General features: G+C 40.3%; 20 protein-coding genes and 1 rRNA gene. 6 read left to right on the top strand and 15 right to left on the bottom strand.

What is annotated here, in order from left to right; all coding sequences use genetic code 11:
• Window positions 1–6: 6 nt before the first annotated feature.
• Window positions 7–122 (top strand): 5S ribosomal RNA (gene rrf / locus ACLPIE_RS17575).
• A 998-nt stretch (window positions 123–1,120) separates the two neighbouring features.
• Entirely contained in the window at window positions 1,121–1,549 is a 429-nt protein-coding gene (locus ACLPIE_RS17570; RefSeq protein WP_430263006.1) for a hypothetical protein, read from the top strand.
• Between the two features lie 359 nt (window positions 1,550–1,908).
• On the opposite strand, the gene actP is transcribed toward ACLPIE_RS17570, so the two are convergent.
• From actP to acs, 3 genes are all read right to left on the bottom strand, one after another.
• Window positions 1,909–3,558: a cation/acetate symporter ActP gene (gene actP, locus ACLPIE_RS17565; RefSeq protein WP_430263005.1), complete on the bottom strand. Its 1,650-nt coding sequence runs from the start codon at window positions 3,556–3,558 to the stop codon at window positions 1,909–1,911.
• Window positions 3,555–3,866: a DUF485 domain-containing protein gene (locus ACLPIE_RS17560; protein WP_430263004.1), complete on the bottom strand. Its 312-nt coding sequence runs from the start codon at window positions 3,864–3,866 to the stop codon at window positions 3,555–3,557. Before ACLPIE_RS17560 ends, actP begins: the two co-directional genes overlap by 4 nt.
• 174 nt (window positions 3,867–4,040) lie before the next feature.
• Window positions 4,041–5,996, bottom strand: a complete 1,956-nt coding sequence (gene acs / locus ACLPIE_RS17555; RefSeq protein ID WP_430263003.1) for an acetate--CoA ligase — start codon at window positions 5,994–5,996, stop codon at window positions 4,041–4,043.
• Between the two features lie 417 nt (window positions 5,997–6,413).
• On the opposite strand from acs, the gene sodA reads away from it, so the two are divergent.
• The 4 genes from sodA (at window position 6,414) to yiiM (ending at window position 11,106) form a co-directional block, all read left to right on the top strand.
• Window positions 6,414–7,040, top strand: coding sequence for a superoxide dismutase [Mn] (sodA, locus tag ACLPIE_RS17550; protein ID WP_430263002.1), 627 nt, complete (start codon window positions 6,414–6,416; stop codon window positions 7,038–7,040).
• A 207-nt stretch (window positions 7,041–7,247) separates the two neighbouring features.
• Window positions 7,248–8,954: an Hsp70 family protein gene (locus tag ACLPIE_RS17545; RefSeq protein ID WP_430263001.1), complete on the top strand. Its 1,707-nt coding sequence runs from the start codon at window positions 7,248–7,250 to the stop codon at window positions 8,952–8,954.
• Window positions 8,954–10,372 (top strand): J domain-containing protein, encoded by a 1,419-nt coding sequence (locus tag ACLPIE_RS17540; protein WP_430263000.1) that lies wholly within the window; start codon window positions 8,954–8,956, stop codon window positions 10,370–10,372. The genes ACLPIE_RS17545 and ACLPIE_RS17540 overlap by 1 nt, the downstream gene beginning before the upstream one ends.
• Before the next feature lie 53 nt (window positions 10,373–10,425).
• On the top strand, window positions 10,426–11,106 hold the full coding sequence (gene yiiM, locus ACLPIE_RS17535; RefSeq protein WP_430262999.1) for a 6-hydroxyaminopurine reductase: 681 nt from the start codon (window positions 10,426–10,428) through the stop codon (window positions 11,104–11,106).
• Between the two features lie 91 nt (window positions 11,107–11,197).
• On the opposite strand, the gene ACLPIE_RS17530 is transcribed toward yiiM, so the two are convergent.
• The 12 genes from ACLPIE_RS17530 to ACLPIE_RS17475 form a co-directional block, all read right to left on the bottom strand.
• Window positions 11,198–12,850 (bottom strand): ATP-binding cassette domain-containing protein, encoded by a 1,653-nt coding sequence (locus ACLPIE_RS17530; RefSeq protein WP_430262998.1) that lies wholly within the window; start codon window positions 12,848–12,850, stop codon window positions 11,198–11,200.
• Window positions 12,843–14,528, bottom strand: coding sequence for an ABC transporter ATP-binding protein (locus ACLPIE_RS17525; RefSeq protein WP_430262997.1), 1,686 nt, complete (start codon window positions 14,526–14,528; stop codon window positions 12,843–12,845). Before ACLPIE_RS17525 ends, ACLPIE_RS17530 begins: the two co-directional genes overlap by 8 nt.
• A gap of 238 nt (window positions 14,529–14,766) precedes the next feature.
• Window positions 14,767–15,810 carry a tryptophan--tRNA ligase gene (gene trpS / locus ACLPIE_RS17520; protein ID WP_430262996.1) on the bottom strand — a complete coding sequence of 348 codons (1,044 nt, stop codon included), beginning with the start codon at window positions 15,808–15,810 and terminating at the stop codon, window positions 14,767–14,769.
• A 16-nt stretch (window positions 15,811–15,826) separates the two neighbouring features.
• Window positions 15,827–16,522 carry a phosphoglycolate phosphatase gene (locus tag ACLPIE_RS17515; protein ID WP_430262995.1) on the bottom strand — a complete coding sequence of 232 codons (696 nt, stop codon included), beginning with the start codon at window positions 16,520–16,522 and terminating at the stop codon, window positions 15,827–15,829.
• The gene (gene rpe, locus ACLPIE_RS17510) at window positions 16,519–17,193 is read right to left on the bottom strand and encodes a ribulose-phosphate 3-epimerase (protein WP_430262994.1); all 675 of its coding nucleotides are present in this window, start codon (window positions 17,191–17,193) and stop codon (window positions 16,519–16,521) included. Before rpe ends, ACLPIE_RS17515 begins: the two co-directional genes overlap by 4 nt.
• A 43-nt stretch (window positions 17,194–17,236) precedes the next feature.
• A complete protein-coding gene (dam, locus tag ACLPIE_RS17505) occupies window positions 17,237–18,112 on the bottom strand; it encodes an adenine-specific DNA-methyltransferase (RefSeq protein WP_430262993.1) in 876 nt (291 codons plus the stop codon).
• Between the two features lie 82 nt (window positions 18,113–18,194).
• Entirely contained in the window at window positions 18,195–19,097 is a 903-nt protein-coding gene (locus ACLPIE_RS17500) for an SPOR domain-containing protein (RefSeq protein ID WP_430262992.1), read from the bottom strand.
• Between the two features lie 276 nt (window positions 19,098–19,373).
• Complete coding sequence (aroB, locus tag ACLPIE_RS17495; RefSeq protein WP_430263008.1) at window positions 19,374–20,462, bottom strand: 3-dehydroquinate synthase; 1,089 nt, start codon at window positions 20,460–20,462, stop codon at window positions 19,374–19,376.
• 48 nt (window positions 20,463–20,510) lie between these two features.
• Window positions 20,511–21,032, bottom strand: coding sequence for a shikimate kinase AroK (gene aroK, locus ACLPIE_RS17490; RefSeq protein WP_070927511.1), 522 nt, complete (start codon window positions 21,030–21,032; stop codon window positions 20,511–20,513).
• 507 nt (window positions 21,033–21,539) lie between these two features.
• The gene (locus ACLPIE_RS17485) at window positions 21,540–22,598 is read right to left on the bottom strand and encodes a secretin N-terminal domain-containing protein (RefSeq protein WP_430262991.1); all 1,059 of its coding nucleotides are present in this window, start codon (window positions 22,596–22,598) and stop codon (window positions 21,540–21,542) included.
• Complete coding sequence (locus tag ACLPIE_RS17480; protein ID WP_430262990.1) at window positions 22,591–23,139, bottom strand: hypothetical protein; 549 nt, start codon at window positions 23,137–23,139, stop codon at window positions 22,591–22,593. Before ACLPIE_RS17480 ends, ACLPIE_RS17485 begins: the two co-directional genes overlap by 8 nt.
• The gene (locus ACLPIE_RS17475) at window positions 23,132–23,686 is read right to left on the bottom strand and encodes a PilN domain-containing protein (RefSeq protein ID WP_430262989.1); all 555 of its coding nucleotides are present in this window, start codon (window positions 23,684–23,686) and stop codon (window positions 23,132–23,134) included. Before ACLPIE_RS17475 ends, ACLPIE_RS17480 begins: the two co-directional genes overlap by 8 nt.
• Window positions 23,687–23,688 lie beyond the last annotated feature (2 nt).

The raw sequence follows: 23,688 nt of genomic DNA, 5'->3' as shown, positions 1-23,688 counted from the left end.
AATTTGTCTGGCGGCAATAGCGCGGTGGTCCCACCTGACCCCATGCCGAACTCAGCAGTGAAACGCCGTAGCGCCGATGGTAGTGTGGGGTCTCCCCATGTGAGAGTAGGGAACTGCCAGACATTAAATTAGTGAAGAAGCCACCCATTGGGTGGCTTTTTTGCGTTTGGGGAAATGATAGTTATTGTTTCTTTTTTCTTCTTTTTATCACTTCTTATCCTATCCAAGATACCCACTTTAGGCTTAAATGGATTTATTAGACAGGTATGATGATTTGGAAGCTTGTCTATCACCGCTATGAATAGGTTTACTGGAACTAAAGTAGTGAGTAACAGCTCACTTGTTACTTGGTTGTTAGTCGGAACTTTGAGTGGGATCAGATAGATTTTGTGGGATAGATGCTTATTCATCATCGAAATGGATAGGATCGCATGAACCAAAATAGTAAGTAACAGCTCACAGATTGTTGAAGGCATCGTCGTGGGGCTTAAGGAAATTAGGCTGGTATGATGATTTGGAAGCTTGTCTATCACCGCTATGAATAGGTTTACTGGAACTAACGTAGTGAGTAATAGCTTACTTAGATTAGAAAAATGGATCGGTGAAGGTAAGTTTATTAAATAGGTATAAATGAATATATTCACATACTCTACCGATAGATAAATTATAATTAATTAAATTTACTAATAAATCTTCGGGAAAAGTTCATGGATTAAGCCTACTTTACTCATTTTGATTTTTTCTTTTTTATGGTTTTTATGGTTTTAATTTCACCTTATAAAAAATATGATTTTATGTTTATAAAGTCAACTATATCAATATATAAGCTATGAGTTGCTATTTTTTATGGCATAAAAATAGTCCATCATTACTTTGAGAACCTGACTAAAATTTAAACCAATGTTTATTTTTATATATAAAAATTGTTAAATTGATGTTTCAATTTGTGGTGTGTATAATAAATAAACCAGTTTTAGAGATTATGCCAGATATGAATTTTTTTTATAAATAGGATTTTTAATGAAAAAGTGCGGTTCAAGGTGTTGTTTATAAAATAAGCCATGACTATTAACTGACTGTATTTCATGTAAATATTATTTATGTACCAAAGGTGGATCACATGAAAAAGGTAAAAAGCGCTAATCATAAGATTTTTGATCAAATTCTTTCTATAAATAAGCAGAAAGAAAACGAATTTAACAATGCACAAGATGGTGCAATTATTCTTTCTATACTTGTGATGTTCTTTGTTCCATTTTTACTATTAAATGCCGCAAGAAATTTTTTGGGAATAGACTACAGCTTTGTTTCAGTGGTTGCTATGTTGGCCGTCAGTGCCATCATCACATACACCTTATATAAGACTTTAAAAATTGGTTCTGAATTTGCGGAGAAACATATCGTATTAGATCAATTGTTGATGCGTTATACGCCAAAAAATAAAACAGAATTTAAGAATCTTCAAAAAGAGAGAAAGGCAAACCCATCAAGTAATTATTCACTAGTAAAAACTTGGGCTGACAAAGAAAGGCTGTACTATGTAAATTAGCGTACGCTAATAATCTAATAAACCTCTGCATATCCCTCGGCTATTTTTAGTTGAGGGATTTTTATCTGTGTATTCCTACTTGGTACTATTTTTGAATATAAAATAAAGAGAAATGTACTCAATATTATCTTATATCTTGAAGAAACATGCTCTTTCTTTATACGTATGAAACCTTTTGCAAATATTTTTAAACTAAATATTTTTATTCTCAAGTTTTTTAACATCATTAGCGATTAGCGTCGACACCACCATACCTTGATTTCTAATTATCAACATGACCTCGGTAAATTTTAGGTGATGTGCACAATAAAAAACGACCTAGCTGGCCGTTTTTTATTCCATATTATTAGAGATAGACGTTAATGTGATTTTCCTTGCTCAATACCAAGTCCAATCTGTGAACGAATAAACTGTTCTTTAAAGCGCTCTCTTTCTATTTTTCCTTGTTCTGAATTATCTGTAACAGAGAATAACCATGCAGCAATAAAAGCAACTGCCATAGAGAATATTGCTGGATACTCATAAGGATAGATTGGTTTTTCATGATGAAGAATACTGACCCAGATGGTTGGCCCTAAAATCATCAAGACAACAGCGGTAATTAAACCAAACCAACCGCCAGCCAGTGCTCCACGAGTGGTAAGTTTACGCCAGTACATTGAGAGCAAAATGATTGGGAAATTACAGCTTGCTGCAATTGAGAAAGCTAAACCAACCATGAAAGCAATATTTTGTTTTTCAAACAAAATACCTAATCCAATAGCGACGAAGCCTAAAATAACAACGGTAATTTTAGATACACGTAATTCATCTTTTTCATTTGCTTTACCGTTTTTCATTGCCATCGCATATAGGTCATGTGAAACCGCAGAAGCCCCTGCTAAGGTTAAGCCTGCAACAACCGCAAGGATAGTGGCGAATGCAACAGCAGAAATGAAGCCTAAGAAGAAATTACCGCCAACAGCATCAGCAAGGTGCACCGCAGCCATATTAGTTCCACCAATTAATGCACCAGCAGCATCTTTAAATGCAGGGTTAGAGCTAACAAGGACAATCGCACCGAAACCAATAATAAAGGTTAATATGTAAAAGTAACCAATAAAACCAGTTGCATAGAACACACTTTTACGAGCTTCTTTTGCATCACTAACGGTGAAGAATCGCATAATAATGTGAGGAAGACCTGCGGTACCAAACATCAATGCAAGTCCAAGGGATAAGGCGGATATTGGGTCAGAAACCAGCCCTCCTGGGCTCATAATGGCAATACCATTTTTATGAATAGCAACCGCTTCTTTAAACAGGGTATTAAAGTTAAAGCCTACGTGTTTCATAACCATAACAGCCATGAATGTTGCACCCGCGAGCAATAAGATGGCTTTAATTATTTGTACCCAAGTTGTGGCTAACATGCCACCAAATAGGACATATAGCACCATCAGGATACCCACAATGACAACAGCAACATGGTAGTTCAGACCAAATAATAATTCGATCAGTTTACCTGCCCCCACCATTTGAGCGATAAGGTACAAGGCAACAACAACCAAGGAACCCACAGCGGATAGAATGCGGATAGGTCTTTGTTTTAATCGATAGGATGCAACGTCAGCAAAAGTATAACGACCTAAATTACGTAAGCGCTCGGCAATTAAGAATAGAATGATCGGCCAGCCAATTAAGAAGCCAATAGAGTAAATTAAACCATCATAGCCTGAGGTATAGACTAGTGCGGATATCCCTAAGAAGGAGGCTGCGGACATAAAGTCACCCGCGATAGCCATGCCGTTTTGAAAACCTGTAATTTTCCCGCCAGCTGTATAGTAATCAGAGCGAGAGCGCGTTCTTTTTGACGCCCAGTAGGTAATATATAAGGTAAAGCCGACAAATAGTAAGAACATCACAATCGCCTGAATATTAACAGGCTGGCGTTCAACATCCCCAGTCAATGCATCGGAAAATGCCATTGATGAGGTAAAAAAAAGAATGAGTGAGAGCAATATTTTCATTTTTCTACCTCTTTTAGGATTTCTGCCGTTAAACGGTCGTATTCACCGTTGGCACGAATAACGTAAAGCCCTGTGAGTACAAATGAAATGACGATCAGCCCTACACCAACAGGAATTCCCCTTGTAATGTATGAACCTTCAGATATTGGTGTTCCTAACCAGTTTGGGTCAAAAGCGATAAGAAAAATAAAACCAACATACAGCACGAGCGTTACTATTGATAACAACCATGAAAAGCGACTACGTTTTCTAACGAGTTCTTTAAAGCGAGGGTTATCCTCTACCTTTTCGTAAGCAGTAGCATTCATCAGAGTTCTCCTCTGTTATTGTATTATTGGTACTCTATTCTCTTTAAAATGACAGAAAATTGGCCGCATATAGCTACCCAGATATTTTTCTAGGGTAATTGCGCATCTCATTTCTGGCGCTTTTAATGATTTTGAGTATTTATATAAAGGCCGCCATCAGACGACCTTTCTGAACTATGGCATACTCATAGACTGTTTTTCTTCGAGTAATTTTTCGACAACACCAGGATCGGCCAGAGTGGAGGTATCTCCAAAGTTGCTGGTGTCCCCCGATGCAATTTTACGTAGGATACGACGCATGATTTTACCAGAGCGGGTTTTTGGTAAAGAATCCGTCCAGTGAAGAATATCCGGTGTGGCAATTGGGCCAATTTCTTTACGTACCCAGTTGCGAACTTCAGTATATAGCTCAGGTGAAGGCTCAACCTCTGATATTAGTGTGACATAAGCGTAAATTGCTTGCCCTTTAATATTATGAGGAATGCCAACAACGGCAGCTTCAGCGACTTTTGGATGTGCAACAAGCGCGGACTCTATTTCTGCCGTACCTAAACGATGGCCTGAAATATTAAGTACATCATCCACACGACCTGTGATCCAATAGTAACCGTCTTCATCACGACGAGCACCGTCACCACTAAAGTACATGCCTTTAAACGTGGAGAAATAGGTTTGCTCGAATCGTTCGTGATCACCGAATAAGGTACGTGCTTGACCCGGCCACGAATCGACAATTACTAAGTTGCCTTCAGTTGCGCCTTCAATAGGTTCGCCTAGATTGTCCACTAAGGCGGGACGAACTCCGAAGAAAGGCAATGTTGCTGAACCTGGTTTCAGCATAGTTGCTCCTGGAAGCGGCGTGATCATGAACCCCCCAGTTTCGGTTTGCCACCATGTATCAACCACAGGACAGCGGCTATTACCGATTTTTTTGTAGAACCATTCCCACGCTTCAGGGTTTATTGGTTCACCCACCGAGCCTAAGATACGTAATGAGCTGCGGTCAGTACCTTCAATTGCTTTATCACCTTCTGCCATCAGGGCACGTATCGCAGTGGGGGCGGTATAAAGAATATTAACTTGGTGTTTATCAACCACCTGACTCATTCGATTAACAGATGGATAGTTAGGAACTCCCTCGAACATTAGGGTTTTTGCGCCGTTGGATAATGGGCCATACAGCAAGTAGCTATGTCCTGTTACCCAGCCCACATCTGCGGTACACCAATAAACTTCTTCTGGATGATAATCAAAGGTGTATTTGAAGGTGAGCGTCGCATAAACTAAATACCCACCAGTAGTATGCAGAACACCTTTCGGTTTACCTGTAGAGCCGGAAGTATAAAGAATGAACAGTGGGTCTTCAGCGTTCATTTCTTCAGGTGGACAGTCGGTGCTTACGCCTTTAGTCACATCATGCCACCATAAGTCGCGGCCTTCGACCCAACTTGGAGCATTACCTGTACGTTGGTAAACAATGACATTTGATACGGTGGTGACCTGTGGGTTGGTTAATGCATCATCCACATTTTTCTTTAATGGAATGGTTCGACCGGCACGTAAGCCTTCATCAGCGGTGATGATAAGTTTAGCTTTGCAGTCAATAACGCGTCCAGAGACGGCCTCAGGGGAGAAGCCAGCAAAAATGACGGTATGTATCGCACCGATACGCGCACACGCTAGCATGGCGACGGCGGCCTCAACAACCATTGGCATATAAATAGCAACCACATCACCTTTACGGATGCCTTGCTTTTTCAAGACATTAGCAAATTGGCAGACATCTTGGTGCAGTTCACGATACGTTACATTTTTTGATGATGACGGATCATCACCTTCCCAAATAATCGCTGTTTGCTCACCTTTTTCAGTCAGATGGCGATCCAAACAGTTAGCACTTAAGTTTAAGGTACCATCTTCAAACCAACGGATATCGATGTGTCCAGGGTCAAAAGAGGTGTTTTTAACACGGGTGTATGGCTTAATCCAATCAACGATTTTTCCTTTTTCGCCCCAAAATCCTTCAGGGTCTTGAATCGAGCGTTGGTACTCATCGTTATACTGTTGTTCGTTTATCAGGGCATTTTTTGCAATTTCAGCAGGAACTGGATGTTTAGTTATTTGAGTCATATTATTATCTCCTTGCAGATGTTAATACTATGTCAAAAAAAAGTTAACTAAAGCACAAGATATAAATTTGTTTTTCTTTTGCGTGGAAGATCACGTATTAATTGCAATGATATTTGCAGGATTATCATTTGATGCTAAATCCTAATTTAAGATATATAACTAAGAATATTAATAATGTTAGCATTAAAGAAAAATAAAAGGTTGTGATATTGGTATTAGTTACTGAATAAATGAGATCTTATAGCTGATGAAGAAGTCCACATTTTAAGTGTGGGTTTGATAATGATTTTCATTAACAGTAAAATAACTATAATAGACAGTAATTCACAAGGTACGAAGTTAAGCAAGTGCATACCCTATGAGCCTTGTGGTGAAAATGAGAAACATAGTGGTATTTACGTCACTGGAGACAATAAAATGAGTTATACATTACCTGCTTTACCTTATGCTTATGATGCGTTGGAACCACATTTTGATAAACAAACTATGGAAATCCATCACACTAAGCACCACCAAACCTATGTGACTAACACCAATACAGCGTTAGAAAAACTGCCAGAATTAGCAGGTTTAGATATTGATGTCCTGATTCAAAAATTAGATGAAATTCCTGCAGATCAGCGCACATTTGTACGCAATAACGCGGGTGGTCACTCAAACCATAGTCTGTTCTGGAAAGGTTTGAAATTAGGTACTGAATTAAAAGGCGAACTGAAAGCTGCCATTGAGCGTGATTTCGGTAGCGTTGATGCATTTAAAGAACAGTTTGAAAAAGCAGCCGCAACTCGTTTTGGTTCGGGTTGGGCTTGGTTAGTTCTTAAAGATGACGGTAAATTAGCTGTCGTTTCAACAGCAAACCAAGATAGTCCTTTAATGGGTGAAGCCATTTCTGGGGTTTCTGGTTACCCAATCATCGGTTTAGATGTGTGGGAACACGCTTACTACTTGAAATTCCAAAACCGTCGTCCTGATTACATTAAAGCGTTCTGGTCGGTTGTTAACTGGGACGAAGCGGCGGCACGTTTTGCAGCAAAAGCTAAATAATTAACTATTTTATTAAATAGCGAGTAGGCGTAACACGATAGGTGTTACGCCTTTTTTATATCCATAATTTGAGGTTTATTCAAAAGTTTTATATTTTTTGTGTTAAACGAAACTCATTATCATTTAATATACAAGGAAGGCAAATATCGATTGAATAAGTTTATTTTATATACTGTGGACTTATTCATAATTCAAGGAATGGGTAAAATGGGTGATATAGCAACACGTTTAGTCATGGGTATCGACCTTGGTACGAGTAACAGTGCGGTCAGCTTATGGCTAGATGGTAAAGCAGTTTTGATTCCTAATCAGTATGGAAAAGTGTTAACACCGTCAGTGGTTGGTTTGGATGATGACGGTAATATTATTGTAGGGCAAGCTGCTCATGACCGTTTGCAAAGTCACCCTGAACTCACTAAAGCGAGTTTTAAGCGCTTTATGGGAACGGATGCCATTATTACGTTAGGTAAATTGGTTTTTCGTGCAGAAGAAGTTTCTGCTCTGTTATTACGACAACTTAAGGATGATGTCGAAGCATGGTTAGGCTATGCCATTAGGGAATCGGTTATCACCGTTCCTGCTTATTTTAATGATGTCCAGCGACGTGCGGTTAAAACGGCAGGTCAACTCGCTGGGTTAACGGTAGTAAGGCTTTTGAATGAACCTACAGCTGCCTCCCTCGCTTTTGGGTTACTCGAAAATAAAGAACATAAATACCTAACATTCGACCTTGGTGGTGGCACGTTTGACGTCTCGATCATCGATATGTTTGAGGGAGTTATCGAGGTTTGTGCCAGTAGTGGTGATGTCCGTTTAGGTGGGGATGATTTTCGTGAGGTGATTTATCAGTGGATGTTAGAGCAATACCCTGAATTGCAAAAAGATCATTTAGTTATTCGTCCTGAATTATTGAAATTAGCGGAACACCTCAAGCTTGAATTAAGTAAAACAACAGAATGCCGTGTTTCTTTGCACTGGAATGACCGAGATTGGCAATGGAATATGACTGAGCAAGAGTTGGCCTCTTGCTGCCAACCTTTATTAGCTCGCCTTCAACAACCTATTTTACAATCATTGCATGATTCTCGTTTTTCACTCAGTGACCTTGATGATATTTTGCTGGTGGGAGGTGCCACGCGGATGCCGCTTGTTAGGCAAACTGTTGCACGATTATTCGGACGTTTCCCTCGTCATGATTTGAACCCTGATGAAGCGGTTGCATTAGGCGCCGGAGTGCAAGCTGGAATGGTAATGGCGGATTGTGCATTGGATGATGTGGTTTTAACGGATGTTATGCCATTTTCATTAGGGGTTGATGCCACGAAACAACATGGTGATCGTTTTGAATTTGGTTATTATCACCCTATTATTGAACGTAATAATTTCTTACCTATCAGTAAAATGCAAGAATTGAGCACCATAACCGATAACCAAGAGCATATTTTGCTCAAAGTGTATCAGGGTGAGGCTCGCTTAGTGAAAGATAATATTTTCCTTGGAGAGCTACAGGTTGATATTCCTCCTCGTCCTGCTGGGGAGGTGATTATTGAGGTTCGATTTACCTATACGGTCGATGGCTTACTTGAAGTTGAATGCCATTATAAAGGAAGCCCGAAAGTTTTCAGGCTCTTGATTGAAAAAGTACCCGGACAAATGAGTGAAGCGCAAATAGCGGCGAGTTTGGCTAAAATTTCCGCATTAAAACAACACCCGAGGGATCTGCCTGAGAATAGAGAAATATTAGCGCGGTGTTCCCAATTATATGAGTTCTTGTTAGGGGACGAAAGATTGTGGGTCGACAGAGTCACAACGGAGTTTGAAAGAGCCTTAAATAGCCAAGATCTTCGTTTAATTGCAGAAATTCGCCAACAAGTTAATCAATTTTTGCAACGATATGAAAGGAATTCATATTAATGGATATATGGCAAATATTAGAAATTTCTGCAACTGATGACGAAAAAGAAATCCGTAGAGCTTATGCAAAGCAACTCAAAAAGTATCGGCCAGATACTCACCCCAAAGAGTACCAGCAGCTAAGGGAAGCGTTTGAAAAAGCAAAAGAAATTGTCTCTAATCAAGAACATTATTATGCTGAGTTCGTCTTTAAAGATGAAAATCATAGTGAAGCGGCACCATTAGATGAGCACACTGGATATCAAGAAGTCTCTTTTTCTCATTGGCTAACAAACCAGTCTATAGCCGAAGAGTCTTTAACAACTACCTCCGTGGTGGAAGCGGTTTATACTCAAGATGAAATTAATACCGTAGCGAGCTTGATCGTAGAAAATGAAAGAAAAGGGAAGACTGCGTTATCCCTTCTTTGGTCGCATGTATTGGAATATGGGAATCTCCAACTGTTTTCTCAGTTTAATAAAGATTTTGCCAAAGCATTATCACAGCAACAGGGGTTAATGGAATCTACCGTAGAGTGTGTCTCTGAATTGTTAGATTGGCGGTTAAATGAATATAACTCGGATAGTCGAATTCCTGTATTTATTCAAGAAGGCCTTCAAAAACAATTACGCAACACAGAGGTTGCTCGTGCATGGCGAGATTGCGAAATTGAAGCATCCCATCCGCACTCTATTTCAGCGTTTACGATGCGCTTTTTAATTAGTGAAAGTACAGATATTAAATGGTGGATGCGGTTAGTACCGGGCTTATTGGATCTGTTGATGAAGCAATATAAGCAGATTACCCATAACTATCCAGAACTTACCGACCGGATTAACCCATCGGTAGCTGCTTTTTTCAGTCAGCCTAGAACATATTTTGAAGTCTACCAATTATTTCTCCTTGTTTTTTGGGGAAGTCAATTTTGTCTTTTGTCACACTCTGAGAATATTGATAATCGCGCTCTTGTTACTGTTGCAGTGATTTTTGTTTTTTATCTGTTTCTGAGCGATGCATTATTATTTTTCTTTGTGAATAAAAATAAAGACACTGCTGGTGCTATATTTTTATTGTTGGACTTCTTATTTTCGATAATGGTGCTAATAGGGATATATGCATTCATTATGTCTGTCATTGTTGACATAGTGAATATTAAAATTAAAGGGGGGGATAATCAGGTGGGAACTATCATGTTCAGTGGTATGTTCTTGTTAATAATTATCTGGCAAATAGCACCAAAGACAAAAGGGATACCAAAATTGAGGTTACCAGGGATAACCGTATCGCGTATTCTTGCGTTTCCTTGGATATTTATAAAATGGTTTAATTCTTGGTGGATTGCTCTTACTTGGGGGCTGTTAATCTATATTATTTTAGAGCTGACATTGTTTGGAGCCTTGCTAAAAATTAGTGAGGTTATTAACCATGGGTTATGGTAACTTGAAAGAGTACCGTTATTTCATCCTACGTTAGTATTAAGGTGTGATCTCGCATGAACGTTTTTCCCGAAGTCTTTATTGGTAAAGTCCAAGCAACCCAATCTTGTGGTTATAGTGCTATCCACAAACTGGCAGTGGATGGCGTTTTGATGCTAGGGCAATTGGGACTCGAGGGGGATGAGCAGGCGGAAAAACGTTTTCATGGCGGGCCAGATAGAGCACTTTGCCATTATCCGCGGGAGCATTATGACTTTTGGACTCATGCCTACCCTGAGCTTGAGGATTTATTTGGCGCGTCTGCATTTGGCGAAAATATATCCACCCAAAGTATGACTGAAGAAAATGTATTTATTGGGGATATTTTTGCATGGGGAGATGCGCGAATTCAGGTCACTCAACCCCGTTCTCCATGTTATAAGCTTAATGGCCTCACGGGTATTGAAAACTTTGCTCAACTGATGCAGGACAATGGCCGTTGTGGCTGGCTATACCGTGTAATAAAAACAGGAAATGTCAGCGAAAATGCGCCATTAACACGATTAAGTCGTAATAGTGATGTTTCGGTGCAAGAAGCGATTATGATCGCTTTTCATGCACCGTATGATGAGCAGCTATATCAGCGACTACTCAGTGCGGCAGGGTTATCCGCGAGTTGGAGCCTGACTATGCAAAATCGTTTAGATAACCACCGTATTGAAGAGTTTAGCCACCGTTTATTTGGTAAACGCGGTTAGTTTGTTGCTTAGCAAAACCGGAAATGGCAGATATACAATTAGGCATTTCTAGTGTTAATTATGATTTAATTTATTGTTTTTAATGTTATTTTCATTCTTGGCTAGTTTTAGAGTCTCCTTGTTGAATAAATCGCTCGTACCACGGAACACTATCAAATAATTCTTGATGGGTTCCTTGAGCGATTATCTTTCCCTGTTCCATATAAACTATTTGATCTGCTTGGCGAGCGAGACTCGGCTGGTGGGTGACCACAATGCGAGTTTGTTGCTTAGCCAGCTTGAGCAGTTTGATAATGGAAGCAGTATTGTTGTTATCAAGGCTCGCAGTGGGTTCATCCATGAGAATGATGTTAGGACAGCACAGTAGCAGCCTCGCAATACATAACCGTTGTCTTTGTCCTCCAGACAGGAGCATGCCTCCTGCACCGACGTCTTTATCAAGCAAGGTGCTATCGGCGACAAAATTCAGCTGAGTCAATAACGTACTTAATGCTCTCTCATCAATATTTTCTTTTGTTGGTGTTAGGTTTTCCCTTACTGTGCCACGAAACAAACGGCTATCTTGCGGTAGGAATCCCCGTACTTTGCACAGTACCTGCTGCGATAATTCCATCACATTTTTCTGACCATAGCTGACTTGGCCCTGCGTTGGGTCTTGTAAGCGAGCGAGCAAGCCTAATAATGTACTTTTACCCGCCCCTGAAGGACCCACAATGGCTGTTAACTTTTGGTCTTGAAAGGATATGTTTATGTCCTGCAAAACTGCTTTCTTTTCATCATTATAGAATGATAGCTGTTCACAACTGACACTGTGATTAATAGGTGCTGATGTACGATAGGGGAATATAAGCTCTGGTGTTTCAAGGGCATTTTCCACTTGCTGGAGTGATTTTTTAGACTGCCGAATGGTTTGATCTAAATGGGAAAGCATCCAGAGTGGTTCAATCATCCGTGCGAGTAGCACCATACTCGCAAGGCACAGGCTGAGGGTGATTTGTGTGTGACTGACTAAATAAATCCCTAAACCGAATAAAGAAATAAAGGCGGTTTGAACCATGATTGAGAATAATAAATGAAAGGGCAAGCTTTTATACTGTAGCTGTTGTTGGCTTTGATATTGTGAGGCGAGTGCGTATTTAAGCCCTTGTTGCTGTTCATGGCTCATATTCGAGCGGCGTATTAATGGCTGGTGGAGAGCAAATTGGTCAATAGTATTAATGGCCTGTTGTTCTGATTGATGAGCCGCTTGTTCGAAGAAGGCAGTTTTGCTGGCACAAAAACGCAAAGTGAATAATAGCGTTCCAATAATAAGCAGTAAGATAGCACCAAAAATGCTGTTATAGATAAATGCACCTATGATCAGGGTAACAGGGGTCACTAACCCGCTGATAACCGGATGCAGTAAGTGTGCGGGAACTGACATGATTTGTGATGCAGGCCCTGCAATTAAATGATTAGCATTGGGCACCGGCTTCAATGATAGTGGCAAATGACGAATTAATGCCATTGCAAGATAGCGCATGACCAAACCGCCAGCAAAATACCCTTTTTGTGTGGCGACAAAGGTGATAGCCAGTGATATCAGGCTGCAAATCGCCAATAAAATTAAAGGGGCGATGGAGGATGGGAGTGGCCCATTTAAGATGACAAAAAATAGCAATAGTCCGCTAATACCATCAAGTACCGCCCCCAGCACCATCCAAAAAATGGCATCTCGCACAGTATACAGTAAGGTTTTAAGCACGATTTTTCTCCAATGCATGCAAGAGTTGTTGATAAGGCTCCGATAATTCACAAAGCTGTTGATGGGAGCCTTGGGCAATGAGTTCGCCGTTATCAAGCAGTAGGATGCGATCGGCAATGCTTAAACCACTTAAGTCGTGAGTGACCAGTACGCAAGTACGTTGTTCTGCACGTAATAATGACAGTACACACTGTGCATTTTGTGGGTCGAGGGCGGAAGTGGGTTCATCGAAGAGTAATAATGGTGCCGAGGAGAGTAAAGCTCGTACAATAGCTAGACGTTGCGCCTCTCCCCCAGATAACGTTATATCTTGGCCGATGACGCTATCGAGGCCTTTTGGGTGTTGTTTTATTAAGGGGAGTAAATTAACAGCTCCGAGGTAATGGTATATTTTTTCATCGGTTACATCAGGGGCAAATATCTGCAAATTTTCTCTGATTGAACAGGACATGGGGTGAGTATTTTGCATCACAATAGAAACAGTCTGATTTAGGCTTTGCAAAGACAACTCAGGCAGTGGGATATGATTAACGCGGATGTCGCCTTGTGTTGGGTCTAAAAAGCGTGCCATAAGTTGCAAAAGAGTGCTTTTCCCAGCGCCAGAGGCGCCCACGATAGCAACAAACTCATTGTGTTGAATATTGAGGTTGATGTTTGACAGTATCTTATTACCACCAAGTTCGACGCCTACTTGAGAGAAACTCAGTTCACAATGATGCGTATCGAGCTGTTTTTCTCCATAATGCATATCCGGTTGTGCTAGGAGTTGTGTTATACGCTCTGAAGCACCCATAGCAAGGTGTAATGCATCGGCACCATGACCCATTGCGGCCACGGGGGCAGCAATGCTGTGAATGAGTAAAAGAAATAAAATTGTTTGTGCGAGGGATGTTTCGATAGGCAGCAATAATGTGCCGAAAATCACCCATAAAGACAGTAATGTTGAACTGATACTTACTTGAGTCAATGAGCTTAGCGCACCTATTTTACCAATCCATTGATTGAATGCGGTTGTGAATTGGGATAAGGCTTGTGACGTCTTTTTTTGGATCAATTGGTCTGGATATTGTCGCGCTAATACAGGGTTATCGGCTAATTCGCTATATTGTTGATAGAGATAACCTAGGGTTTCATTGCGTGCGCTATATAGGCTTTGGTAGCGGGCGGAACGCATACGTCTAAACAGGTATACGGATATAGCTAAAGGAATTAAGCAAAAAAGAGTTAACAGTATGTTTTGCCAAGCTAAAATAGCCGTCGCTGAGATGGGGACGACAGCCAGCTTGGTGATATCAGCAGGAGCATGAGCAGTTAATTGGTGCAACCAACGGACATCACGGTCAACAAGTTGTTGAAAGCCTTCTTTGCCTTGTTGGGCAAAATGGCTCAAGGGTAATTTTGCTATTTTATCAATTAGTTGTAGTCTAATTTGATAACACAAGTGGTTATCGGTTTGATGGGTCAAATAGAACGCGATTGTTTGGCAAATAAGCCAAGTTGTCCCTCCAATGCAGGCAATGATCAGCCATTCGCTATATTGATGAACGGAAACTGTGGCCAATTGGCTAATGGCTATTAGCGGAATTAAAGAGCACAGGCCAGCAATAGCCTGTAAAATCACGGCGAATAACAGTGTTAAGCGATAGGGACGCAATAATGTCCAAAGTGCGCGGTGCATATGAAACCTCCAAAGCGAATCGAACACTTTAAGTTATTTCGCTTTGTTAGCGTGAATTAGTTGTTTTGCTGACCAGACTATTTGTTTTGTTTGCAGGACAAGATACGGAGGCATTAAGTTTCAGGGTGTTTTTAGTATGATGGCGATATTTAATGCTGTGAGCGTGTAAAAATAGGGCGAGAATGAATTAGAGTAAAAATGGGGGATTTCCCCCATTTTTACTGAGTTAATACCATGATTATGACTGAGGGCGTTTTACAAAACCAATCGCATTGTAGACTTTATCTAAGGTTTCCTGAGCGCGAGCCGCAGCCTTAGTTGCCCCTTCGTCCATGATTTGGTTCAGTAAAACTTCATTATCACGGAACTCATGGTAACGCGTCTGTAGTCCAGTCAGCATGTTCGATACAGCTTCTGCAACAGCACCTTTAAGATGACCGTACATTTGCCCTTCAAACTCAGCTTCGAGCTCCGTAATTTTCTTGCCTGTCACACCAGCCATGATGTCTAGTAAGTTGGAAACACCCGGTTTATTTTCTAAATCATAACAAATGCGAGGTGGTTCTTCGGAGTCAGTCATGGCACGTTTGATTTTTTTCACAACTGATTTCGGGTCTTCCAACAACGCAATGACATTATTGCGGTTGTCATCAGACTTAGACATTTTTTTGGTTGGGTCTTGCAGTGCCATTACGCGAGCGCCGCCACCGGTTGGGATGAACGGATCTGGCACTGTGAAAATATCACCATAAATGGCATTGAAGCGCTGAGCAATATCACGACTTAGTTCAAGGTGTTGTTTTTGGTCGATACCTACTGGGACTTGGTTAGTTTGGTAGAGCAGGATATCGGCCGCCATCAATACAGGGTAATCGAATAGGCCTGCATTGATATTTTCTGCATGGCGCGCTGATTTATCTTTAAACTGAGTCATACGGCTTAGCTCACCAAAATAGGTGTAGCAGTTTAATGCCCAGCTAAGTTGTGCATGTTGTGGCACGTGAGATTGAACGAAAATAGTGCTTTTTTTCGGATCAATGCCGCAGGCTAAATAGAGCGCAAGGGTATCAAGGGTTCTTTTACGTAGTTCGTTAGGATCTTGACGCACCGTAATAGCATGTTGGTCAACGATACAGTAGATACAGTCGTAGTCATCTTGCATCTGTACCCACTGACGTAATGCACCCATATAGTTACCGATGGTTAATTCACCGGAAGGCTGTGCGCCGCTGAATACGATAGGTTTATGGGTTTGCTTTAAATTTTCAGTGGGTGTGCTCATTTAGTTATGTCCTTACTTATTTTATTTCAGATAAACCGATCGCAGGTAACAAGCCAGAAAAGTGTGTTAACACACAGTCGGGTTCGCTTAATACAATAGATTCACCATAGTTATAGCCGTAGGTCAGACCGACGCACGGGCATCCAGCATTTTGCGCTGCAATAATATCATTACGGGAATCACCGACAAAAAGCAATTCTTCTTTACGTACGCCGAATGTTCCCATCGTTAAATATAACGGTGCAGGATGTGGTTTGAGGGCTTTAACGTCATCGCTACCTAGTACTAGAGAAAAATAGTTTTCAATACCTAATTTTTTCAGCAGAGGTGCAATAAATGGGGTTGCTTTATTAGTTACAATGCCCATTGACAGGCCATGTTTTGCGAGTTGTTCTAAGGTTTCTTTTACTTCTGGGAATAACTCGCTGCCGGTTGTGACAGAAACTGCATAGAATTTATCAAAACTGGTTCGTGCGGCTTTTTGCAACTCAGGCGTTATTTGGGCGCCAGCCCAAGAAAGCGCTCGTTCAACAAGAACATCCACGCCATTGCCAACCCAGATAGAGACGCGTTCTTTACCTGCGGGTGAAAAACCGAGTTCTTTTAGCATATTATCGATAGCTTCAGCTAAGCCACCGGCACTGTCAACGAGAGTTCCATCTAAGTCGAAGGCAATCGCTTTGATGTTCTCTAACACACCTTGATGAGTCATTGAGATACCTTTTGTAATTCGTTACGCATTGCATCAATGACGGTTTTATAGTCTGGCTGATCGAAGATTGCGGAACCAGCAACAAAAGTATCGGCACCTGCCGCTGCGATCTCTGCAATATTGTTAACTTTAACCCCGCCATCAACTTCCAAACGAATATCATAGCCACTTTCATCAATCAGTTTACGGACTTGGCGCAATTTATTGAGGGTTTGTGGGATAAAGGATTGACCGCCAAAGCCTGGATTGACGGACATGAGTAGGATCATGTCGACTTTATCCATCACATAATCAAGGTAACTCAGAGGGGTGGCAGGGTTAAAGACTAAACCTGCGGTACAGCCATGTTCACGAATTAATTGTAATGAACGATCAATATGTTCACTGGCTTCAGGGTGAAAACTAATGTGAGTTGCCCCTGCTTTAGCAAAATCAGGAATGATCCTATCAACCGGTTTGACCATTAAATGAACATCGATAGGTGCTGTGATGCCGTAGTCACGTAGTGCTTTACAAATTGGGGCACCAAAGGTTAGGTTTGGCACGTAATGGTTATCCATAACGTCAAAATGCACGATATCAGCACCAGCGGCGAGAACGTTGGCAGTATCTTCGCCTAAACGTGCAAAGTCAGCAGATAAAATAGATGGGGCAATGAGAAAGTTTTTCATAATTGTCTCCGATTATTAATCGTTATCTGAGAGCCATTCAACACTAGGTACAGGCTGTTGTCTTTTTTTTCTTATTGGTTTTTCTAGGAGAAAGGCTATTAGGTTCACCCGTATATAAAGCCAGTAGTTCATTGACTTTACTTCGGTTTAATATATTTCTACTAATGGTTCGACGTACTTTGACAATGTGTAATTGAGCCTGATGATACCACTCTCTGGTCATTGGGGTGTCATGATTTGATATCAATACTGGAATTTGACTTTCAGATGATAACTTTTGCGCCAATGCGGCTAAATTCTGTTGTTCAATAGCATTAAATGAGTTGGTGTGATACGCAGTGAAGTTTGCCGTATCAGACAGAGGTGCATACGGTGGGTCGCAATAGACCACGGAGCCTTCTTTAACATCGAGTAAGGTTTCACCATAGTGCTGGGTCGTAAATGTTGCGTTCTGCGCTTTTTCAGCGAACCACAGTAACTCTTCTTTTGGGAAATACGGTTTTTTATAACGGCCGAAAGGTACGTTGAACTCACCGCGTAAATTGTAGCGGCATAACCCATTATAACAGTGACGATTTAAGTATAAAAAAAGGACACTGCGTTTTTCTGGATCTTTGGATTGGTTAAAGGCTTCACGCATTAAATAATATTGCTCTGAAGTATTATATTCAGGCGTGAAGATTTGCTGGGCTTCTTCAATGAAAGAATCAGCGTGGTTTTTAACTGTATTGTAGAGATTGATGAGGTCACTGTTAATATCAGCCAGTATGTAAGAATCATAGCTGGTATTTAAAAACACAGACCCTGCACCAACAAAAGGCTCAATTAAGCAATTACCTTGTGGAAGATGTTTTTTTATTTCTTCCACAAGTGGGTATTTACCCCCAGCCCATTTTAAAAAAGCGCGTTTTTTTTTCATGCCGTCTTATTATTACAATCGTTTAGAGTAAATATATTTATACTCTGTCAGGACAACATTATGCGCCCGGGGAAAAACGTTGTTATTTTTGATCCTGTTTTACTTGTTTCATATTTCTAACCCACGGCTTTTTCGCCTGAACAGCTGCGGGTAGGGTCGCTATCGCATTTTTTGCATCAGTCACTGAATTATAGTTTCCGTGGATAAGAACATACCAAGTTTGCCCATTACGAACGGTTTTATAGACTTTGTAATTAGCAAGTTTGTTCTCTTTAGCAAAGGCTTCCAATGTGTCTGAGCGGCTCGCACTGCTAAGTTGTAGCGTATAGCTACCTGCTGGTGCTGACATGATATTACTACCATGGTTATTTGCCGTGGCTGTAGACTTGGTTGGTTGTTTAGGGTGTACAGGATTTTTTGGCTCAGCGGTTTTTGCTGGCACTTTTTCTGGTGTTACAGGTTTAACCACAGGTTGTTGCTCAACAGGTTTAACTGCTGGCGGTGTGAGTGGGGTGACATTTTGTGATTGCTCAGTTCTTGGTGTTGGGACTTGCCCTTGATTTAGAGCATCAACAACATCACCAGGAATTTCAATTCGCTCACCAAGGCCATTATGTTGAGTCTGTAATTGACCTTGAGTAGGGGTTGGTGTAATTTGCGAACCGGTTATTTCTTGTGCTTGACCTAATTGAGGCTGGTTTTGTGAATTAGTCAACGAAGATGAGCCAGATAAGTCGATATTTTGTTGATTACTGGTACCCGCTGTTTGCAGTTTTTCATGCTCAGTAGGGGCTTTTAATGCAGAGCTGATGGCAATAATAAGCAACAATAATACCAATACACCAACACCAATCATAATATGTTGGCGTGAAAGCGCTATTCTAGGTTTTGCGGCAGCGGATTGGCGCGACCGCCCTGTTGGTCTGTCTGATGTATCTGGCCTAAGATCATTTTGACCTTGGCTATCTGGTTTAAATTCGTCCATTTTCCTCTCCCGAATAAAATTTGCCTATAGTAGAGATAAAATGTCTCTTATCAGTACAACCTGTTAACGACCAAGCAGGATATTGCTGCTTATTTTTAAAGCATATATGCTTTCTTAATACCATGCTAGCCGTAATGGTATTGGGGCTATGCTTTTTCAGAATTTCGTATATAGGCGTAGGCATACTATATAATTTAGCGACTTTAGCGTGCATCTACCAGTAACATTTTAAAATGCTTGTAAAAAATCGGTTTTTTCTTCATTTCTGATAACTTTTTATGGCGTATAAGATGAAATCGCTTCAATGACCGTTTGCGTGTCAACATCTGAACGCATTTCTGATTTCCCGATAGCGGTAGGCAGGATTAAGTGTAGTTTACCACCCATCACTTTTTTATCACGCATCATGTGAGGCAGATAATCATCAGGTTTCATTTGTGATGGGCCTTTGACAGGAAGTGATGCACGTTCTAACAGAGCAACGATACGTTGAGTTTGTTCTGATGTAAATTGGCCAATTAATTCTGCTGTTTTAGCCGCCATCACCATGCCCGCAGCAACAGCCTCGCCATGTAACCAGACACCATAACCCATATGTGCTTCGATAGCATGCCCAAAGGTGTGACCTAAATTGAGAAGTGCACGTAATCCGCTGGTTTCTTTCTCATCAGCAGCGACAACTTGCGCTTTTAATTCACAGCAACGGCGAATGCAGTAAGCCATAGCCTGATTATCTAGTGCAACTAGAGCGTCAATATTGTTTTCTAACCACGTAAAAAATTCACCATCAAGAATTATTCCGTACTTAATAACTTCAGCTAAACCAGAAGATAACTCACGTTTTGGTAATGTCTTTAGGCAGTCAAGGTCGATAACAACAGAGGCAGGCTGATAAAAAGCCCCTATCATATTTTTCCCTAATGGGTGATTTACTGCGGTTTTTCCACCTACAGAGGAGTCCACTTGAGATAATAAGGTCGTTGGAACTTGGATAAAACGCACGCCACGTTGATAACTTGCTGCTGCAAAACCGGTTAAATCACCGATAACTCCCCCACCAAGAGCGATGAGGGTTGTATCACGGTTATGGTGCTTTTCAAGTAATGCAGTAAAAACATCATTCATGATAAATAATGATTTATATTGCTCGCCATCAGGAAGAATGATGGTATCAACTTTTACACCTGAAGATTCAAGGACATGCTTTATCTTATCGAGATAAATAGGCGCAAGAGTTTCGTTGGTCACTATCATTGTTCTCTGACCTGTAGTTAATGGCCAAAATGCCCCAGTTTGGTTATACAAGCCTGGTGCGATATTGATTGGATAACTACGTTCATCCAGAGTAACAGTGACCTTTTCCATCATGTTTTACCTTGAGTTTATTATTTTTGAAAATAACACCATGATTAATTAGTTTTTTTCTAATAGCTCAATGATTTGGCTAGCGACAACCTTTGCACTTTGCTCGTCTGTATGAATAGTAATATCAGCAATTTCTTCATACATAGGGTTGCGCTCACTCGCTAATTTCTCAAGTACTTCACGTGCAGGTTCATCGACTTGTAACAGAGGTCGTTTTTTGTCACGTTGGGTACGAGATAATTGCTTCTCAATGGTGGTTTCGAGATACACTACGACCCCACGAGCAGATAAGCGATTACGGGTTTCTTTGGATTTAACAGAACCGCCGCCTGTTGCTAGGACAATGCCCTGTTTTTCTGTGAGCTCATTGATGATTTTTTCTTCGCGATCGCGGAAGCCTTCTTCACCTTCAAGGTCGAATACCCAGCCTACATCTGCGCCAGTACGTTTTTCTATCTCGTGATCAGAGTCGAAAAACTCCATATTAAGCTGTTGAGCCAACTGGCGACCAATAGTACTTTTGCCAGCACCCATCGGTCCAACCAGAAAGATATTGCGTTTCTCTGCCATGTTTTTTGGTATTACTACGGTTATTCGTTAATGATCACCCGCCCCGCCAATCGAATTAGCGGCGGGACCTAAACTGAAACCTCATTAGTGATGATGTGAGATCAGATAAGAAAATTATCTCAATACATCTACCTGAATTGCAACTATATAAATGTGGCACTAAGCGAACAAAGTGCCACATTTTAAAATTACAGGTTTCGATATTTGAGCTGCCTATTTCGCCTAATGCATTGTTTAAAATGATATTTAACAGTTTTTATCTACAGATGGTAGCGTAATATTTCTGTTAGTATTAGAGCAAAATTGTTGTCGCTATTTTATAAGCGACTGACAGCTTGTTCTTTAATCTACGGATAGTTAGAACACTCAATGGATAACCTTGTATGCTAAAACGACGCCAGCGTCAAATTTATCCGGTAGGTTTATGGCATAAAAATAATTATTTTCGCTAATCTTTACCTTTTTATTTATTCAACTAATTGAAGTATAGGTATTATTTTATATATGTTAAATATTGATAAGTTTTGGTGTAATAAAAACAATAAGGACCCGCTTATCTATATGTTCCGCAGTATTTGTAAATAGGGCACCTAACAAAGGAATATCAGAGAGAAAGGGTAAACCTGTGGCTGTTTTTTCTTTCTTTTGCTGAAAAATCCCACCAAGTACCAGTGTTTCATTGTGTTTGACGGTCACTGAAGTTGATATTTCTTGTTTATTTATTGCTAAATGATGATTTTGCCCACTTGTTAGTGCGGTGTCTGGAGAGTTGTGACTAATTTTTAGGTTCATTTCAATTTTTTTATTACGAATAATGGTGGGTGTGACATCCATACCAAGTACGGCATCTTTAAATTGTACATGGGTTTTCTTTTCACTGCTTGTCACATAAGGGATTTCAGTTCCCTGTTGAATACTGGCAGGTTGTTGGTGGGATGCCACGAGTCGAGGGCTTGCAATGATAGAGAGTAAATTTTCTTTTTCTAATGCATTTAGTTTTAATTCAAGTAAACCTTCGTTCAGCCTGAGAACATTGAAGGCAAATTGCCCTGGTGCTGAATAATATCGGTTATAACGATTAAGGTGGCTGTGAGTACTGCTTCCGGCAAGCATTCCCCATTCAAGTCCCAATTCTTGTAAGGCTGTGCGACTACTACTAATAATGTGAGCTGTGATCTGAACTTGTTGATTTGGCTTATCTTGTTGTTTTAACCATTCCTCGACTAATGCTATTCGTTCTGGGTTATCTTTAATGATGATGCTATTAGTGGCTATATCATGGTAAACCGTGCTTTCTTTTGATAGCAATAATGTGTCAGGGTGCTTTAATTGACGGTGAACTTCCTGTGCATCAGTTGAAATGAGCTTAAATATTTTTTCAATTAAGGGAGGTGCGGTTGTTGCTGGATTGGTTGTTGCAGCGCTCGTTGCGGGTTGCATTTTTTCTTCTATAGGAGGGGGGGCTTGAAAAGGGTCTCGCATTTCGTGGGCGAATAGGTGAAATGTAGGAAGCCAGAAAATTGTACCAAAAATAAACATCAATGGGTTAATTAGCTTGTTATTCATTATTGTGATCATCCTTGATAATGAGGGGGCGATTGATTGAAGATATAGTGATAGACGCAACTATAATGCCTTGTTTTGATGTTAATTTTATTTCTGAGTAGTGCAATTTATGTGTCTTTGGCGCAGTGAGAAGTTGTTTCATAAAATAATAGATATCGGTGTAATTTCCTTGTATTTCAATAGAGTAAGCATTGTTGTCAATGGGTTGTAGCTGATTAAAAGTAATACTTGAACGGGTTAGTAACGTATGAAGTTGTGAAAATAGTTCGAGTGGTTGTCCCTCAGCTTCCATTGATTGGCTCATTGTTTGAATTTGCTGTTCTAAATGGTGTAGGGAGGGATATTGTTGGATTAGCTTGGTTTCTTTTTCTATGTTTTGAATTAGATTTAAATTTTCTGATGCTAACTCAATGAGTTGTTCTTCATTTTTCTGCCAGTAGAAAAAATAACCGATGCAACAACAAAAGCAGATTAAGGTACAAATGGGGATGGCTTGTTGCCAAAAAGGGCGGTACCAAAAAGCATGTAGAGACTCATTCATCAGGCTCTCCTTGGTATTTTGCCGTTAAATGTAAGAAAGTTAATTTATTTATTCGGCTTAGTTTCTTTACTTTGATGTCTCCTATACCTTGCAGTTTTTCAAATGTGAATTGCAAGGAACTGACATTTTGAAAGTCATAGCTACTAGCTCTAATTTCTATCTTATTATCAATGTATTGGAAGGCTGTTAACCAACTTTTTGATGGTGTAGCAGACGGTAGGTTTTGTAACACCAGTAGCAAAAACTGGTTATTTCTCATCACATTGTCTAAGTGATTTTTTTGAGCTAATAGTTTATCGAGGTGTTTTTTTTGCGTGATTGTTTTTTGTTTTATTTGTTGAATGTTATGGTGTTTTTGTTGGTGGCTATGATTTGTAATTTGTTTTTTTTCAATTTCAATATGTTGAAAAAGGATTAAAAAAAAGCCGGCGATAGAGACAGAACAAAAAGCGGCAATGGAGAAAATAGTCACTGTCTGTTTTTTCTTTATTATTTTTTGCTGCCGCCAAGGGAGAAAATTGACTTGGTATTGGTTTTGAAATTCCATTG

The organism is Providencia sp. Me31A, assembly GCF_050487165.1.
Lineage (GTDB): Bacteria > Pseudomonadota > Gammaproteobacteria > Enterobacterales > Enterobacteriaceae > Providencia.
This window is presented reverse-complemented; position numbering and strand designations above follow the sequence as displayed.